Source organism: Pseudomonas sp. LBUM1653 (assembly GCF_059716115.1).
Map to the genome: position 1 here is coordinate 3,002,149 of NZ_CP166803.1, position 17,597 is coordinate 3,019,745.

Consider the following 17,597-nt stretch of genomic DNA (forward strand, 5'->3'; position numbering starts at 1 on the left):
TGTGATTCAAAGAGCGCGGAGACCCAATGTCCTCTTTTAACGAAATGATCAAGAACATCACCCCGGATATCTACCAGAGCCTGAAACTGGCGGTGGAGATCGGTAAATGGTCCGACGGTGGCAAGCTCACCGCCGAACAACGCGAACTCTCGTTGCAAGCGATGATCGCCTGGGAAATCAAGAACCTGCCCGAAGACGAGCGTACTGGCTACATGGGTCCGCAGGAATGCAGCTCCAAGTCGATTCAAGTGCCCAATATCCTGTTCAAGTCGGATGCCATCCATTGATCGAGATTGGCCGTGGTGCAATCAGTAAAATGTCGGCGCGCCTGGACGGGCCGAACGTGCAATACGCCTTTCGCCTGGGCGACGTCGAGGTTCCGGTCAATCCGTTGATCGGCACCACGGTGCGCCTGGAATACCTGGGGGCGATCCACTGCACCCATTGCGGACGCAAGACCAAAACCAGTTTCAGCCAGGGTTATTGCTACCCGTGCATGACCAAGCTGGCCCAGTGTGACGTGTGCATCATGAGCCCGGAACGCTGCCATTTCGACGCCGGCACCTGCCGGGAGCCGGAGTGGGGCCAGACGTTCTGCATGACTGATCACATTGTGTACCTGTCGAATTCCTCCGGGGTAAAAGTCGGGATTACCCGCGCCACCCAGTTGCCGACCCGCTGGATCGACCAGGGCGCCAGCCAGGCGTTGCCGATCATGCGTGTCGCGACCCGCCAGCAATCGGGCTTCGTCGAAGACCTGTTTCGTAGCCAGGTGGCGGACAAGACCAACTGGCGTGCCTTGCTCAAGGGTGACGCGGTGTCGGTGGATCTGCCGCAGATCCGTGATCAGCTGTTCGACAGTTGCGCCGAGGGCCTGCAAGGTTTGCAGGAACGATTCGGCCTGCAGGCGATCCAGACGATTGCCGACGTCGAACCGCTCGAAATCCGCTTCCCGGTCGAGCAGTATCCGGCGAAAATCGTCAGCTTCAACCTGGACAAGAATCCGATTGCCGAAGGCACGCTGATGGGGATCAAGGGCCAATACCTGATCTTCGATACCGGCGTGATCAACATTCGTAAATACACGGCTTATCAGCTCGCCGTGCATAGTTAAGGACTCCAGCATGCGCACCGAACAACCGAAGATGATCTACCTCAAGGACTATCAGGCGCCCGATTACCTGATCGACGAAACGCACCTGACCTTCGAGTTGTTCGAGGACCATAGCCTGGTCCATGCGCAACTGGTGATGCGCCGCAACCCCGAGCGCGGCCCGGGCCTGCCGCCGCTGGTGCTGGATGGTCAGCAGCTGGAATTGCTGTCGGTTACCCTGGCTGACCGCGAGCTGGGCATTGCTGATTACCAATTAACCGAGAATCACCTGACCCTGCAGCCGACCAGCACCAGCTTCACGGTCGACACCAGCGTGCGCATCCACCCGGAAACCAACACCGCCCTCGAAGGCCTGTACAAGTCCGGCACGATGTTCTGCACCCAGTGCGAGGCCGAAGGCTTCCGCAAGATCACCTATTACCTCGACCGCCCGGACGTGATGAGCACGTTCACCACCACGGTGGTCGCCGAACAGCACAGCTATCCGGTGCTGCTGTCCAACGGCAACCCGATTGCCTCAGGCCCTGGCGAAGACGGCCGGCACTGGGCGACCTGGGAAGATCCGTTCAAGAAGCCGGCGTATCTGTTTGCGTTGGTGGCCGGTGATTTGTGGTGCGTCGAAGACACCTTCACCACCATGACCGAGCGCACGGTGGCGCTGCGCATTTATGTCGAGCCGGAAAACATCGACAAATGCCAGCACGCCATGAACAGCCTGAAGAAGTCCATGCGCTGGGATGAAGAGGTCTACGGTCGCGAGTACGATCTGGACATCTTCATGATCGTCGCCGTGAACGACTTCAACATGGGCGCCATGGAGAACAAGGGGCTCAACATCTTCAACTCCAGCGCCGTGCTGGCCAAGGCCGAAACCGCTACCGACGCCGCGCACCAGCGGGTCGAGGCCATCGTTGCCCACGAATACTTCCACAACTGGTCGGGCAACCGCGTGACCTGCCGCGACTGGTTCCAGCTGTCGCTCAAGGAAGGCTTTACCGTGTTCCGCGATTCCGGCTTCTCCGCCGACATGAACTCGGCGACGGTCAAGCGCATCCAGGACGTGGCCTACCTGCGTACGCACCAGTTTGCCGAGGACGCCGGTCCCATGGCTCACGCGGTACGTCCGGACAGCTTCATCGAGATCTCCAACTTCTACACCCTGACCGTTTACGAAAAGGGGTCGGAAGTGGTCGGCATGATCCACACCCTGCTCGGCGCCGAAGGCTTCCGTAAAGGCAGCGACCTGTATTTCGAGCGCCATGACGGCCAGGCCGTGACCTGCGATGACTTCATCAAGGCCATGGAAGATGCCAATGGCGTCGACCTGACCCAGTTCAAGCGCTGGTACAGCCAGGCGGGTACGCCACGTTTGGCGGTGAGCGAGTCCTTTGATGCGGCGGCAAAAACCTACAGCCTGACCTTCCGCCAGAGCTGTCCGCCCACCCCGGACAAGGTTGAAAAACTGCCGTTCGTGATTCCGGTCGAACTCGGTCTGCTCGATAGCAAGGGCGGTGAAATTGCCCTGCGTCTTGCCGGCGAAGCGTCGGCGCAAGGCACTTCCCGAGTGATCTCGGTGACCGAAGCCGAGCAGACTTTCACCTTCGTCGACATCGCTGAACAGCCGCTGCCTTCGCTGCTGCGTGGTTTCTCGGCCCCGGTGAAACTGAGCTTCCCGTACAACCGCGACCAACTGATGTTCCTGATGCAGCACGACAGCGACGGCTTCAATCGTTGGGATGCCGGTCAGCAACTGTCGGTGCAGGTGCTGCAGGAACTGATCGTCCAGCAGCAGAAGGGCGAAGCGCTGGTGCTGGATCAGCGTCTGGTTTCGGCCTTGCGTACCGTGCTGTCCGACGAGACGCTGGATCAGGCGATGGTTGCCGAAATGCTGTCGCTGCCAAGCGAAGCGTACCTGACTGAAATCAGCGAAGTGGCCGATGTCGAGGCGATTCACACCGCCCGCGAGTTCGCCCGCAAGCAACTGGCCGATGCGTTGTTCGAAGGTTTGTGGCTGCGTTACCAGGCCAACCGCGACCTGTCGAAGCAGACCCCGTACGTGGCCGAAGCCGAGCATTTCGCCCGTCGCGCATTGCAGAACATTGCGCTGTCGTACCTGATGCTCAGCGGCAAGCCTGAAGTGCTGGCGGCGACGCTGGAACAGTTCGATGCCTGCGACAACATGACCGAACGCCTGACCGCGCTCGCCGTGTTGATCAACTCGCCGTTCGAACAGCAGAAAGCCAAGGCCCTGGCCAGCTTCGCCGAGCATTTCAAGGACAACCCGTTGGTCATGGATCAATGGTTCAGCGTCCAGGCCGGCAGTGTGCTGCCGGGTGGTCTGGATCGGGTCAAGGAATTGATGCAGCACCTGGCGTTCAACATCAAGAACCCGAACAAGGTGCGGGCGCTGATCGGCGCGTTCGCCGGGCAGAACCTGATCAACTTCCATGCGGCGGATGGATCCGGGTATCGCTTCCTGGCGGATCTGGTGATCGAGTTGAACGGCTTCAATCCGCAGATTGCTTCCCGGCAGTTGGCGCCTTTGACGCGCTGGCGCAAGTACGATGATGCTCGTCAGGCCTTGATGAAAGGGGAGCTGGAGCGGATTCGGGCTTCGGGGCAACTGTCGAGTGATGTGTTTGAGGTGGTCAGCAAGAGCTTGGCTTGATCCTCGGTTTGGTCTTGGACTTGGCGGCCTTTGGGCCGACCAGGTTCTTGGTTGATTGAGTACATATCCGTTGCTGCGGTAACGGCTACTTATGGTTTCGCCCTTACGGCGAGTCCCTTTTGTCAAACGCCACAAAAGGAACCAAAAAGTCTTGCCCCAGCGTCCGGCCCCTCGCTGGGGCTCGGGGTTCCTTCGCTCCGGTGTCCATCCGGGGGCATCGCCTCCGGTCGGCTTCGCTTCGACCTCCTCTCGATGTGTGCGGCTTCGCCGCACGGCGCTGCGCGCCTACCCCCCGGATGAACACCTCCACTCAGCCTCCCGAAGGGGCGGGTGGATCAAGATCAAAAGCTGGAGGCGAGCTAACGCTCGGCCTGATGAGTGGTGAGGAGCGGGTGTGCGCAAAACTGTTTTTGTTGGAGCAAGGGTTGCCTGCGATGGCGGCCTGACAGCCGACCTGATTTCAAGTGAACACGTTTCCCTGTAGGAGCGATGCTTGCTCGCGATGGACGTCAACGATAACGCGCCCTGTCTGGATGAACGTGTTGTCTGGTCATTTTTCGCGAGCAAGCTCGCTCCCACAGGTGATCGCGGATCAGCTAGTAATCAGGTCGGCTGTCAGGCCGCCTCGCTTTGGCTTTTGCTTTGGCTTTTGATTTTCTTGCCCCCTCGAGAGGCCGAGTGGAGGTTCTGCGCAGTGGGTAACCCGGCATGGATGCCGGGTTAGCCGCGCTGGGCCAGGGATGGCCCATCGCGGCGGGCCCACGGAGCAGGACCGGAGCGAGGGCATGCCGAGCCCCAGCGAGGCACCGAACGCCAGGGGCAAGAGCCCTTGGTTACTTGGGGCTTTTCCAAGTGACTCGCCGTAAGGGCGAAACCATAAGTCGCCGTTACCGAAGAAACGGATATGTACACCAACCGCCAACCGCCATCCACCAACCCCGCAATCACCCCACCAAATACCCAATCATTCAGAAACCCCCCATCCCCCTCTGGTTAACAAAACATAACGTGCCACCGATTGTCAGCCCTTCAAAAACCTCTATAGGATAAGCCAGCTTCCGAAGGGGCTCTGGATTGCGGGTTTCAGGACTATGCTTAAAAACAGGTCATCCCGCGAACACCCCTTACGGCGCCCTGAAAGGTTGAATGACCTAACAATAATAATGGGGGAAGGTCTATGAGTGAGCCTGTCATGGGTGTGGGTATCTGCCGCCCGCCGGCATTGCGCAAGTTCGCGTTGCTGGCTACAGCGCTCTCGCTGTTGGGCTCTGCCATGCTGTCGGCACCTGTGCTGGCCGCGGTTGCGCCCGCATCCGACGTCGTTTATTCCGTTGAATCGGCCAAGGCCAGCAAAAGCCTGGTTCTCGATGTCGCGCACGCCGGCAAGCGCCTGGTGGCGGTCGGGGATCGCGGGCACATTCTGTATTCCGATGACCAGGGTTCGACCTGGACCCAGGCCAAGGTGCCAACCCGGCAGCTGCTGACCTCGGTGTTCTTTGTCGATGACAAACACGGCTGGGCCGTTGGTCATGACGCGCAGATCCTTGCCAGCGAGGATGGCGGCGTCACCTGGACCAAGCAATTCGAAGATCTGAAACGCGAATCGCCGCTGCTCGACGTCTGGTTCCAGGACGCCAACAGCGGCATTGCCGTGGGCGCCTACGGTGCGTTGATGGCAACCACCGACGGTGGGAAAAACTGGGAAGACGTCAGCGATCGCCTGGACAACGAAGACCAGTTCCACCTCAACGCCATCACGGCGGTCAAGGATGCCGGCCTGTTCATCGTTGGCGAGCAGGGCAGCATGTTCCGCTCCGCCGATTGGGGCCAGACCTGGGAAAAGCTCGAAGGTCCATACGAGGGTTCGCTGTTCGGTGTGATCGGCACCGCGCAAGCCAATACGCTGTTGGCGTATGGCCTGCGCGGCAATCTATACCGCTCCACGGATTTCGGCAGCACCTGGGAACAGGTCGAGCTCAAGGCTGAACGCGGTGACCTGGAATTCGGTCTGTCCGGCGGTACAGTGCTCGATGATGGTTCCATCGTGATCGTCGGCAACGGCGGTTCGGTGATCAGCAGCAGCGACAACGGTGAAACCTTCAGCGTCTTCAACCGTCGGGATCGTATCTCGCTCTCATCGGTAGTCGCCGCGGGGAACGGCAATCTGATTCTGGCTGGACAGGGCGGCGTTCGCGCCACTTCGCCAAATGGCGCTGAGCTGGGCAAATGAGCCGGGTTAATAATAAGAAGGCGTAGCTATGACATCCTTAAGCACCCATCATCAGGACAAGGCGACGTTTCTTGAACGCCTGATCTTCAACAACCGCCCGGCAGTGATCTTCATCTGCCTGCTGGTCAGTGTTTTCCTGTTCTGGCAGGCGACGCTGATCCGCCCGTCCACCAGCTTCGAAAAAATGATCCCGCTCGAGCATCCGTTCATTCAAAAGATGATGGAGCACCGCAACGATCTGGCGAACCTGGGCAACACCGTACGAATTTCCGTGGAAGCCACGGACGGCGACATCTTCTCCAAGGAGTACATGGAGACGTTGCGGCAGATCAACGACGAGGTGTTCTACATCTCCGGCGTTGACCGATCCGGCCTCAAGTCGCTGTGGAGCCCGAGCGTACGCTGGACCGAAGTGACGGAGGAGGGCTTTGCTGGCGGTGAAGTGATCCCGCAGAGCTATAACGGCTCCCAGCAAAGCCTCGACCTGTTGCGTAACAACGTGCTCAAGTCCGGGCAGGTCGGCCGCCTGGTGGCCAACGACTTCAAGTCGAGCATCGTCGACATCCCGCTGCTGGAGTCCTACCCGGACCCACAGGACCAAGGCAAGTTGCTGGCGCTGGACTATCGCAAGTTCTCCCACGAGCTGGAAGAGAAGATCCGCGACAAGTTTGAGAAACAGAACCCCAACGTGAAGATCCACATCGTCGGTTTCGCCAAGAAAGTCGGCGACCTGATCGACGGCCTGGTGATGGTGGTGATGTTTTTCGGAATTGCCTTCGTCATCACCCTGATTCTCTTGCTGTGGTTCACCAACTGCCTGCGCAGCACCGTCGCCGTGTTGAGCACGACGCTGGTGGCGGTGGTCTGGCAGCTGGGGTTGATGCACTTTTTCGGCTTCGGGCTCGATCCGTACTCGATGCTGGTACCGTTCCTGATCTTCGCCATCGGTATTTCCCACGGTGTGCAGAAGATCAACGGCATTGCCCTGCAATCCAGCGAGGCGGAAAACGCCCTGACCGCGGCGCGGCGCACGTTCCGCCAACTGTTCCTGCCGGGGATGATCGCGATCCTCGCCGATGCGGTGGGCTTCATCACGCTGCTGATCATCGATATCGGTGTGATCCGTGAGCTGGCCATCGGCGCTTCCATTGGTGTGGCCGTGATCGTGTTCACCAACCTGATCCTGTTGCCGGTGGCAATTTCCTACGTCGGCATCAGCAAGCGCGCCGTGGCCCGCAGCAAGAAGGATGCGACCCGCGAGCACCCGTTCTGGCGCCTGCTGTCTAACTTTGCCAGCGCGAAAGTCGCCCCGGTTTCCATTCTCCTGGCGCTGGTCGCCTTTGGCGGCGGTCTCTGGTACAGCCAGAACCTGAAAATCGGTGACCTGGACCAGGGCGCTCCGGAACTGCGTCCAGACTCGCGCTACAACAAGGACAACAACTTCATCATCAGCAACTACTCCACCAGTTCCGACGTATTGGTGGTGATGGTCAAGACCAAGTCCGAAGGCTGCTCGCGCTACGAAGCCATGGCTCCGATCGACGAGCTGATGTGGAAGATGCAGAACACCGAGGGCGTGCAGTCGGCGATCTCCCTGGTTACCGTGTCCAAGCAGATGATCAAGGGCATGAACGAGGGCAACCTGAAGTGGGAAACGCTGTCGCGTAACCCGGACGTGTTGAACAACTCCATCGCCCGCGCCGATGGCCTGTACAACAACAGCTGTTCATTGGCACCGGTACTGGTGTTCCTCAACGATCACAAGGCCGAAACCCTGGATCGTGCAGTGCTTGCGGTGCAGGAGTTCGCCAAGGAACACAACACCGAGAACCTGGAGTTCATCCTGGCTGCCGGTAACGCGGGGATCGAGGCGGCCACCAACGAAGTGATCAAGAAGTCCGAGTTGACCATCCTGATCCTGGTGTACATCTGCGTCGCGGTCATGTGCATGATCACATTCCGTTCCTGGGCGGCGACCTTGTGCATCGTGTTGCCGCTGGTGCTGACGTCGGTGCTGGGCAACGCCCTGATGGCCTTCATGGGCATCGGCGTGAAAGTCGCGACCCTGCCGGTCGTAGCGCTGGGTGTGGGCATTGGCGTGGACTACGGCATCTACATCTACAGCCGCCTGGAAAGCTTCCTGCGTGCTGGCCTGCCGTTGCAAGAGGCGTACTACCAGACGCTGAAATCCACCGGCAAGGCCGTGCTGTTCACCGGCCTGTGCCTGGCGATCGGCGTGTGCACCTGGATCTTCTCGGCCATCAAGTTCCAGGCCGACATGGGCCTGATGCTGACCTTCATGCTGCTGTGGAACATGTTCGGTGCGCTGTGGCTGTTGCCGGCACTGGCGCGGTTCCTGATCAAGCCGGAGAAGCTGGCGGGGCAGAAGGGCAATTCGTTGTTCGCTCACTAAACCGCAGGTAGAACAGGAAAGCCGCAACCTGGGTTGCGGCTTTTTTTATGGGCGATTGAAAAACTCAGCGTGGTTGCAACGGTAGAAAAACGCTGCTCGCCAGCTCCTTGCTGATGATTCCATGATGAATGTCGATTTTCTGTTTCGGGTCTTTGGCCTTGGCCATCGCCGACTCATAAGTCTCGAAGCGTTGTTCCCTGGTTTTCAGATGGGCCTGGGTGTAGTCGGCCTTGGCAATCTCACCGGTGGCGTAGTGAAAATGCGCGTACCACCAAGGTTGATTGTCCTCATTCAACAAGACGTACTCTTGCATGAAGTCACGCCGTCCGGTTTTCAGCTGAACCCGATTGCCGATGATGCGGGCAAAAATTACATTGCGTCGCAGCAGATACGCCACGCCCTCGCTACTGGGTGGTCGGGCGAGGGTCATGCGGGTGCGCAGTTCGGTGGCCTTGGTGTCGAGCACGCGCGCCTTGTCCCGAAGCCCGTCAATCAGCGAAACGTCGGGATCACGGTTGGCGGGAGGGCTGTCGTGCTGATCCAGGCTATCGGCGTACCCGGTCAGCTTTTGTGCCTCACGTTGCAATTGCTCTTCGATTTCCTTGGGAGAACTGGCGCGTTGCGCGTAACCGTCGATCTTCTGCACGTTTTTATCGACATCGGCCAACGCCTTGCGAGCATCGCCCTTGACCTGCTGATAGGAGCGTGGGGCCTTGGGCGCTACGGGCCTGATATCGACAACTTCTACCCAGACATTGGGCTCGTGTTCGTGGAACGAAGCCAGTGGCTTTGCTTCGAAAGGACTGTTGATGTCGACGATGTCCCCTTCCTGGTTGGCAACTCGTTGGCGAAGATCGCCGATCAACGTGCCCTTGGCGGTCTTGATCACCCGCTTGCGACTGTGCCATGGGTGAGGGTGTTGCACCGGCGGCCTGGGGCCGGATGCAGAAGCTGGCGGCTCCTCGGGTTGTGGCTCGAGTTGAAGCGCTTGCGCGAGACGCTGCTCGGCATCGACACGCAACTGATCAATTAGCTCGCGCAGACGATTGAATGGATGTGTCTGCACTTCATCTGTGCTGAATATGCCTATCGCCTCCAGGCCGTCCTGTGCCTTGTTGTAATGATCGACCAGGTTTTCCAGAACGGCGATCCGGTCGGAGTTGATGTAGGTGTGCTCCGTCTGCAGTTCGGAATGTGATCGAGACAGCAACAGCAGGGGACTGAGGGCGCTTTCGAGCACAGCCATGGTGCTGCTACCCAGGGCCTTGAGACTGAGCAGGCGCAAGACATTCAACTGGTAGCTCTTGACTCGCAGCGCCGTCATTTCATCTTCGGGCCTATTGGCGGTCAGTCGCTTCCAGTACTCCATCCCCACGCGAGGGACCTGCTTGAGCTCCTGCAGCCGACTCTCGACTTGCTCAAAAAGCTTGATCATGGTTTCGTTGATTTCGGCGGTTTTGCGCATGAGTTCAAAGTAGCGATCCAGTACCACGTCACCTTCGCTGATTATTGCTTCCTGTAAGTGCTGGATGCCATTTCTCAAGTCTTCATACGTGTGGTCGACAGCTTCGCGCTCCCAGTCAGCGATGACGACCTGTTTGCGAGTATTGTTGATCAGATTTTCCAGCAGGCTGCACAGCCGCACAGGTTCCGGATCAGATTTGGTCAAATCGCCCAATTCCCTGATCTCGGCCAGCAGTGTGGCGTAGCTTTGAGACTGCTTGTCCAACTCAACAGCGAAGCGTTGCCTGTACGTGGCGCGATCGACGTCGGTACTGGCGGGATCATTGTTTTTCAGCTGCATCAGGTTCTCGGCGATGTCGACACGTTTCTGCACCCTGGCCTGTTGGTCCACGAACTCCTGCTGATTCAGTTCCAGCAGTCTGATGCGCTGTTGGGTCATTTCGCGCTGGGCGTCGATTCGCGTGTTGCGCCCGCCGCCCTGCAGTTTCAGCCCCTGATCCAGACTCCAACGGCCATCTCCGTTGGTCTTGAGCTTGATTCCCGGATGATCCGGATGCTCGGGGTGGATCAGATACGCCTCACCGAACCCGGGCACGATACTGACGCGAAACAGCAGGCCGGCGACGGTGGCATGCCATTGGTTGCCGATCAGGTACAAACCCTTGAAGGCGCCGGTGGCAACCGGCTCTGGCAGAGGTGTCGGCCACGGCACCTGAACCTCCCGTAGCGTGTTGAATAGCCGGGCCGCTGCCGAGTCGCGCGCGCTCGACAGGTTGAAGTCGAGCAGGGTATTGCCACTGCCCGGCGGCTCGGAGGGCAGGCCCGGAGTTTCCTGGATGATGGTCGGTTCGGTGGGCCATGAAAATGTCTGTGAAGGACGGCGCAGGGAGGCGAGGGCATCCGGAACTGCCGGCGCAGCGCGGTCGGAAAGTGCCGGGGCCCCGGTTTCTCGGGCGACATGCAGCACCAGCAGGCCAATGTTCAACAGCACATCGATCCATGCCTGGTTCCGCGCGTTCGGGTCATCACTGTCCAGCGCTGGAAGATCGTTGATCAGGCTGTGGGCGATTTGCAGCATCCAGCCCACAACCATGGCGGGGCCGCGTAACAGCGGCAGAATCACGTTGTTGAACACCAGCCAGCCACCCTCAAGGATGATTGCCCAACGGCTCTCGATATTCGACACGGATTCCCGGTCCGCCAGATCGACCAGTGTGCGTGCGTTGCTGACGAACAGACTGGCCAGCAATCGACCCTCGTCCAGTGCGGTGAGCCATTCGCCGGCTGCTTCGTCGCCGACCAGAATAGCCGGCTGCGGCTTTTCCAATGGTGAGGGTGGTGTGAATTGGTCGCCGGCATTGAAGTGGACGATGTGGGGTTCGTTGAACCCGTTGTTGTCGTAGATCGGTCGTGCGCGATCCGGCAGCCAGGTCAGTACACTGGTTTGCAACGGACCGGCTTGGGCAATGGCATTGTGCAAGTCCTGACGGCTGGAGTATTGGTGTAGGGGTTCTGGGTACAGCGGTCGGTAAAGAATATGCGGGCCGCCCGCCTTCAGGTCTTTCGGCTCGATGATGAACATGTTGCTGACCACATCACTCGTGGCGCCGGATTTGCGTTGAAACGCCAAGGGCCTGATGACGACTGATTGCTCTTCAACAGCTCGCTCGGCAGCCAACGGCTGGAACAGCGCATCGACATATCGATAGCCCAGGAGGGTGAAGCCGTACTCACCCTTGATCGAGTGTTCAAGTGCACGCAGCGGCAAATGCATGCTCAGTTCCAGACCAAAGAGTCGCAGACGTTCCCTGGCCTCGGGACTATTACTCAGCAGCTGCGTTTCGATGTATTCGGGGTAATGTTTTCCGACATCGACCCGGCTCACCAGAGCCAGCAAATAGGCCTCGGTGGTCCAGTCTTGTACCAGTTGGTTCTGGGTGTGGCGGATAGTCATCCGGCCCTTGGGTTTGCCCGCGAGATTGTTGATCGCAAGATCGGTCAGTGACATTTTGACGGGTTCGAGGTAACCGCTGCCCAAGTCGCCGACAGGCACATGAAAGGTCAATTCCAGTTCATCGGACTTGTAGCCGGGGGCCAGGGGCTGGTCTTTGAGCATTTGTTCATGCAGCGCATTTTGGGCGAAGGTGCGAAGGTCAACGACGTCGTCGCGTAACGAGCGCTCCTGCGTCTGCTGTTTGACACTGGCCATCGACAACGTGTGTTTGCGCCACGCCATACGATCAGTGCTGCCGGCGCCTTGCAACCACTGGGGAATCGTTGCCTGCACGGGTTGCAGGTGGATAGGGTTGTTGTCGCTGCCGATAAACCGCGCGGCCACATCGGTGATCGAATCAAAACGTTTTTCAAGGACATCGAGACGTTGCAATGCAGGCAGTTTGATCGACGCCAGATCTTCCAGTTGCTGGTTCAGCAACAGGGCGGCCTGGGTATCGAAAATATTGCCGTCCGGTTCAAAGCGTTTGCATGTAATGGAATCAGCCATGAAATGTTGCTCAAGCCTCAATCGCCACGCCTGGTCAAAGGCTAGCGACGAAGGGAAAGACTCAATGTTGCCGGTCACGCTGCACAGCAAGTGGTTATCACCGCAAATCACCAGGATATCGGGCATCTGCAGCGTGAAAGACACTTCGCCTTTGGTCAGTGTGGTTTGAAGCGTGCAGGCTTCAATAGTGCCTTTTGACCACGGTCGCTGAAGGCGTTCCCGGTTGTCGGGTTGGCGGGCTAACTCCATGAGGATCTCGGCCTGTAGTGCATTGCTCGCTGCCAGGCGCGTCGCGGACGTTTTCAGCACGCCAGCGAGCAGATCCCCCAACCATTGCCAGCGGCTGAAGCCGGTTTCGTCTTTCTCGTTCCAGCAAGCCGTCAATGATTCCTGAAAGCCGATGTAGAGAATGGTGGGCAACTCAGCGATGACTTGCGCGATCACTTGCATGTCGGGCAGCCGCGATGTCGTGTTGTTGATAGTGAGTTTCGCGGGGGCGCGGTTTGTCAAAAAACAGCTGCGACCCAATTGCTCGTCGAGATCGGGGAATGCACCACTCGCCAGATATTCGAGCACCACGTCCAACAGCGGCGTCAGGCTCCAAGCCCCTCCTGGGATCGGTTGGGCAACTTTGGTCTGCTCGGGGTCGAATGCCAGTTGCGGGTATTTTTCCAGAATGCCGTCCTTGAGCATGCGGGCTGTTTGCGAGCGTAATGTCGGGCGGATATTGAATCGGGTGTTGACCGCGCGCGCGGTGATGTCGGTGTTGTCTGCAGGGGCTGGCGGTGAGGCAGATGTCGGCATGATGCAATCCTTTGCGTGAGTGAATTTCACAGCATAAGGAGCGGCCGGTTTGAATGTGCGGTAGCCGGATGCCGCACATTGATCGGTTCGATGGATTAAGGGATGCCGTCAGGTCACAAACGAAAAAGCCGCAACCCGGGGCGCGGCTTTTTTTCTCGAGTTGCGCGCCGGGTTATGACGGATCGCTACCCAGCACCACATTCAGCGCACTGCGCGCATCGTCCAGTTGCACCAGCGTCGCATGCCGCGCACCCAGTGCATCGCGGTTTTCAATCGCCGTGAGAATCGCCTTGTGCCGAGGCAACGCCAGTTCATGCAGGTTCGGGCGCTGGTTGGAGTGCTTCAACGCTTCGGCTATCGCCACCGACAGCATGTTGCACAGGTTGGCCAACAGGTCGTTGTGAGTGGCGTCGGCAATACGGCTGTGGAAATCCAGGTCCGGTTGCAGCAAGGCTTCCGGCGTCGGCGCGGCTTCCATGCGTTGGTAGGCTTCACCGATGGAGGCGATATCGGCGTCGGTGGCGAACTGCGCGGCGAGGGCGGCGGCGGCCGGTTCGATGATGCTGCGCACACTGGTCAGCAGGTCAAAGAACTGGTTCTGCGGGCTGCTTTGCATCAGCCAATGCAGCACGTCGGGGTCGAGCATGTGCCATTCCTTGCGCGGCTTGACCACGGTGCCGACTCGCGGACGGGAATACACCAGGCCCTTGGCGACCAGTACACGGGTGGCTTCGCGCAACACCGGCCGGCTGACGGCATATTCCTCACAGAGCAGGGCTTCGGCGGGCAGTTTGTCGTCCGGCAGGAAACGTCCCGAGACGATCTGCATGCCCAATTCCTGGACGATGCGCGAGTGCATGCTTTTGCGGTCGGAGGGTTTGCGGTAATCCATGGGGAACGGCGCGGTCCTGTGCGATGGAGATGCCGCGCATGATAGCAGGCGCGGCACGACCTTGAGGCGGGCATAGATCAAATGTGGGAGCGAGCTTGCTCGCGATGGCGGAGTGTCAGTCACCATAAATGTTGAATGATAAACCGCTAATCGCGAGCAAGCTCGCTCCCACAGTAGGGGGTGGGGTTAGTGAGAGTGGCGCGGTACTTCGGCTCCTCGGCAACCGACCAGGAAGTCGAAGTCACAGCCCTGATCCGCCTGCAGGACGTGGTCGATGTACAGCTGACGGTAACCGCCCACCAGCAGTTGCTGTGGTGGTTGCAGGTCAGCCATGCGCGCTGCCAGTTCGGCATCCGGGATGTCCAGGTGCAATCGACCACTGGCGCAGTCGAGTTCGATCCAGTCGCCTTCCTTCACCGCCGCCAAGGGACCGCCGGCAGCGGCTTCCGGTGCTACGTGCAGCACCACGGTGCCATACGCGGTACCGCTCATGCGCGCATCGGAAATGCGCACCATGTCGGTCACGCCCTGGGCCAGCAGCTTGGCCGGCAAGCCCATGTTGCCGACTTCGGCCATGCCCGGATAACCCTTCGGCCCGCAGTTTTTCATGACCAGGATCGAGTTGGCATCCACGTCCAGTTCCGGATCGTTGATCCGCGCCTTGTACATGTCGAAGTTCTCGAACACCACCGCACGTCCCCGGTGCTGCATCAGCTCTGCGCTGGCGGCAGAGGGCTTGAGCACCGCGCCCAGTGGCGCCAGGTTGCCGCGCAATACGCAGATCCCGCCGTCGGCGCGGATCGGGTTGTCGAGGGTACGGATCACTTGGTCTTCGCCATAGATCGGCGCGTCCCTGGTGTTCTCGCCGATGGATTTGCCGTTGACGGTCAAGGCATTGGGGTTCGGGATCAGATTGGCTTCGCCGAGGCGGCGCAATACTGCTGGCAAGCCACCGGCGTAGTAGAACTCTTCCATCAGGAAGCGCCCGGACGGTTGCAGGTCGACGATGGTCGGCATGCCGCGACCGATGCGGGTCCAGTCGTCCAGGTCCAGCTCCACGCCGATGCGGCCGGCAATGGCCTTTAGGTGAATCACGGCGTTGGTCGAACCGCCGATGGCCGCGTTGACCCGGATGGCGTTTTCGAAGGCTTCCTTGGTGAGGATCTTCGACAGCTTCAAATCCTCGCGCACCATCTCCACGGCACGCATGCCGGACATGTGTGCCAACACATAACGACGCGCATCGACAGCGGGAATCGCCGCGTTGTGGGGCAGGGACGTGCCCAGTGCTTCGGCCATGCAGGCCATGGTCGAGGCGGTGCCCATGGTGTTGCAGGTACCGGCCGAGCGGGACATGCCACCCTCGGCTGCAAGGAAGTCATCGATGCTGATGGTGCCGGCCTTGACCTGTTCGCTGAGTTGCCAGACCACGGTGCCCGAGCCGATGTCCTTGCCTTTGTGCTTGCCGTTGAGCATCGGCCCACCGGTGACGACGATCGCTGGCACGTCGCAACTGGCCGCGCCCATCAGCAATGCCGGGGTGGTCTTGTCACATCCGGTCAGCAGCACCACGCCGTCGATCGGGTTGCCGCGAATCGCTTCTTCCACGTCCATGCTCGCCAGGTTGCGGGTCAGCATGGCGGTCGGGCGCAGGTTGGATTCACCGTTGGAGAACACCGGAAATTCCACCGGGAAGCCCCCGGCCTCGATCACTCCGCGCTTGACGTGTTCCGCGATCTGGCGGAAATGCGCGTTGCACGGGGTCAGTTCCGACCAGGTGTTGCAGATGCCGATGATCGGCTTGCCATGGAACTGGTGGTCGGCGATGCCCTGATTCTTCATCCAGCTGCGGTACATGAAGCCGTTCTTGTCGGCGGTGCCAAACCATTGGGCGGAGCGCAGGGTGGGTTTCTTATCAGACATGATCGATTCTCTTATTGTATGACTATATTGTTCGAGCTGAGGCGTAACATAAGCGCAAATTCGCTTGTTTGGAAGTGTTGTTGGGTAAATAGTATTACTATATAGTCACTTTCAGCGGAGGGATGGCCCTGACGGTTGACCGTGAGAGGCGTCCCCCGAGGTTCTATAAAAACAACAATCGGAGACCGATCACATGAGCCAGGAACTGCGGCTGATACGTCGCATCACGCTGAAACTGATTCCCTTCCTGATCCTGCTGTACCTGATCGCCTATGTGGATCGCTCCGCAGTAGGGTTCGCCAAATTACACATGGGCGCTGACATCGGCCTCGGCGATGCGGCGTACGGGCTGGGCGCAGGGCTGTTCTTCATTGGCTATTTCCTCCTGGAAATCCCCAGCAACCTGATGCTTGACCGTTTTGGCGCGCGGCGCTGGTTCGCACGGATCATGGTCACCTGGGGCGCCATCACCATCGGGATGGCGTTCGTCCAGGGGCCGAACAGCTTCTACCTGATGCGCTTTCTGCTCGGTGCGGCGGAAGCCGGGTTCTTTCCGGGCGTTCTCTACTACATCACCCAGTGGTTCCCGGTGCGCCATCGCGGCAAGATCCTGGGCCTGTTCATCCTTTCCCAACCCATCGCGATGATGATCACCGGACCCGTGTCCGGCGGCCTGCTGGGCATGGACGGCGTCCTCGGCCTGCATGGCTGGCAGTGGCTGTTCATCGTCATCGGCACGCCGGCGATCCTGCTGACCTGGCCGGTGCTGCGCTGGTTGCCGGATGGTCCGCAACAAGTGAAATGGATGGATCAGGCGGAAAAGGACTGGCTCAGTGGCGAGCTAAAGAAAGACCTGGAGCAGTACGGCCAGACCCGTCACGGCAACCCGCTGCACGCGCTCAAGGACAAACGCGTCCTGTTGCTGGCGCTGTTCTACCTGCCGGTGACCCTGAGCATCTATGGCCTGGGCCTGTGGCTGCCGACCCTGATCAAGCAGTTTGGCGGCAGCGATCTGGTGACCGGGTTCGTGTCATCGGTGCCCTATGTATTCGGGATCATCGGTCTGCTGATCATCCCGCGCAGCTCCGATCGATTGAATGATCGTTATGGCCACTTGGCGGTGCTTTACGTGCTGGGCGCCATCGGCTTGTTCTTCAGCGCCTGGTTCTCGGTGCCGGTGCTGCAACTGGCGGCGCTGTGCCTGGTGGCGTTCGCACTGTTTTCCTGCACGGCGATTTTCTGGACCTTGCCCGGTCGCTTCTTCGCCGGCGCGAGTGCGGCGGCGGGGATTGCCCTGATCAACTCGGTGGGCAACCTCGGCGGCTACATCGGCCCGTTCGTGATCGGCGCGCTCAAGGAATACACCGGCAACCTGGCGTCGGGGCTGTATTTCCTGTCCTGCGTGATGCTGTTCGGCCTGGTGTTGACCGGCGTGGTGTATCGACTGTTGGAGCGCAAGCATGTGTTGCCGGCGGATGAGTTTGCCGCGAGTGCGCGTGGCGCCACCCGCACCTGACCCAACCACGGACCCACTGTGGGAGCGAGCCTGCTCGCGATGGGGCCGTCACATTCAATATTTATGGTGA

The 17,597-nt window shown here is 59.5% G+C and carries 9 protein-coding genes; 6 read left to right on the top strand and 3 right to left on the bottom strand.

Features of this window, described 5'->3' with window-relative positions; all coding sequences use genetic code 11:
• Window positions 1-26 precede the first annotated feature (26 nt).
• From ACA054_RS13670 to ACA054_RS13690, 5 genes are all read left to right on the top strand, one after another.
• Entirely contained in the window at window positions 27-287 is a 261-nt protein-coding gene (locus ACA054_RS13670) for a YeaC family protein (RefSeq protein WP_497689857.1), read from the top strand.
• Window positions 284-1,114, top strand: coding sequence for a DUF2797 domain-containing protein (locus ACA054_RS13675; protein ID WP_274076997.1), 831 nt, complete (start codon window positions 284-286; stop codon window positions 1,112-1,114). The genes ACA054_RS13670 and ACA054_RS13675 overlap by 4 nt, the downstream gene beginning before the upstream one ends.
• Before the next feature lie 10 nt (window positions 1,115-1,124).
• Window positions 1,125-3,782, top strand: coding sequence for an aminopeptidase N (pepN, locus tag ACA054_RS13680; RefSeq protein ID WP_497689858.1), 2,658 nt, complete (start codon window positions 1,125-1,127; stop codon window positions 3,780-3,782).
• Between the two features lie 1,177 nt (window positions 3,783-4,959).
• Window positions 4,960-6,012, top strand: a complete 1,053-nt coding sequence (locus ACA054_RS13685) for a WD40/YVTN/BNR-like repeat-containing protein (protein WP_497689859.1) — start codon at window positions 4,960-4,962, stop codon at window positions 6,010-6,012.
• 28 nt (window positions 6,013-6,040) lie between these two features.
• A complete protein-coding gene (locus tag ACA054_RS13690; RefSeq protein WP_497689860.1) occupies window positions 6,041-8,425 on the top strand; it encodes an efflux RND transporter permease subunit in 2,385 nt (794 codons plus the stop codon).
• Window positions 8,426-8,489: 64 nt separating this feature from the next.
• Here ACA054_RS13690 and ACA054_RS13695 read toward each other — a convergent pair whose 3' ends face one another.
• From ACA054_RS13695 to ACA054_RS13705, 3 genes are all read right to left on the bottom strand, one after another.
• Entirely contained in the window at window positions 8,490-13,196 is a 4,707-nt protein-coding gene (locus ACA054_RS13695; RefSeq protein WP_497689861.1) for a dermonecrotic toxin domain-containing protein, read from the bottom strand.
• 172 nt (window positions 13,197-13,368) lie between these two features.
• Window positions 13,369-14,088 (bottom strand): FadR/GntR family transcriptional regulator, encoded by a 720-nt coding sequence (locus tag ACA054_RS13700; RefSeq protein ID WP_323605836.1) that lies wholly within the window; start codon window positions 14,086-14,088, stop codon window positions 13,369-13,371.
• 186 nt (window positions 14,089-14,274) lie between these two features.
• Window positions 14,275-16,011: an IlvD/Edd family dehydratase gene (locus ACA054_RS13705; RefSeq protein WP_497689862.1), complete on the bottom strand. Its 1,737-nt coding sequence runs from the start codon at window positions 16,009-16,011 to the stop codon at window positions 14,275-14,277.
• Window positions 16,012-16,204: 193 nt separating this feature from the next.
• On the opposite strand from ACA054_RS13705, the gene ACA054_RS13710 reads away from it, so the two are divergent.
• Window positions 16,205-17,527 carry an MFS transporter gene (locus ACA054_RS13710; RefSeq protein WP_497689863.1) on the top strand — a complete coding sequence of 441 codons (1,323 nt, stop codon included), beginning with the start codon at window positions 16,205-16,207 and terminating at the stop codon, window positions 17,525-17,527.
• Window positions 17,528-17,597: the final 70 nt, after the last annotated feature.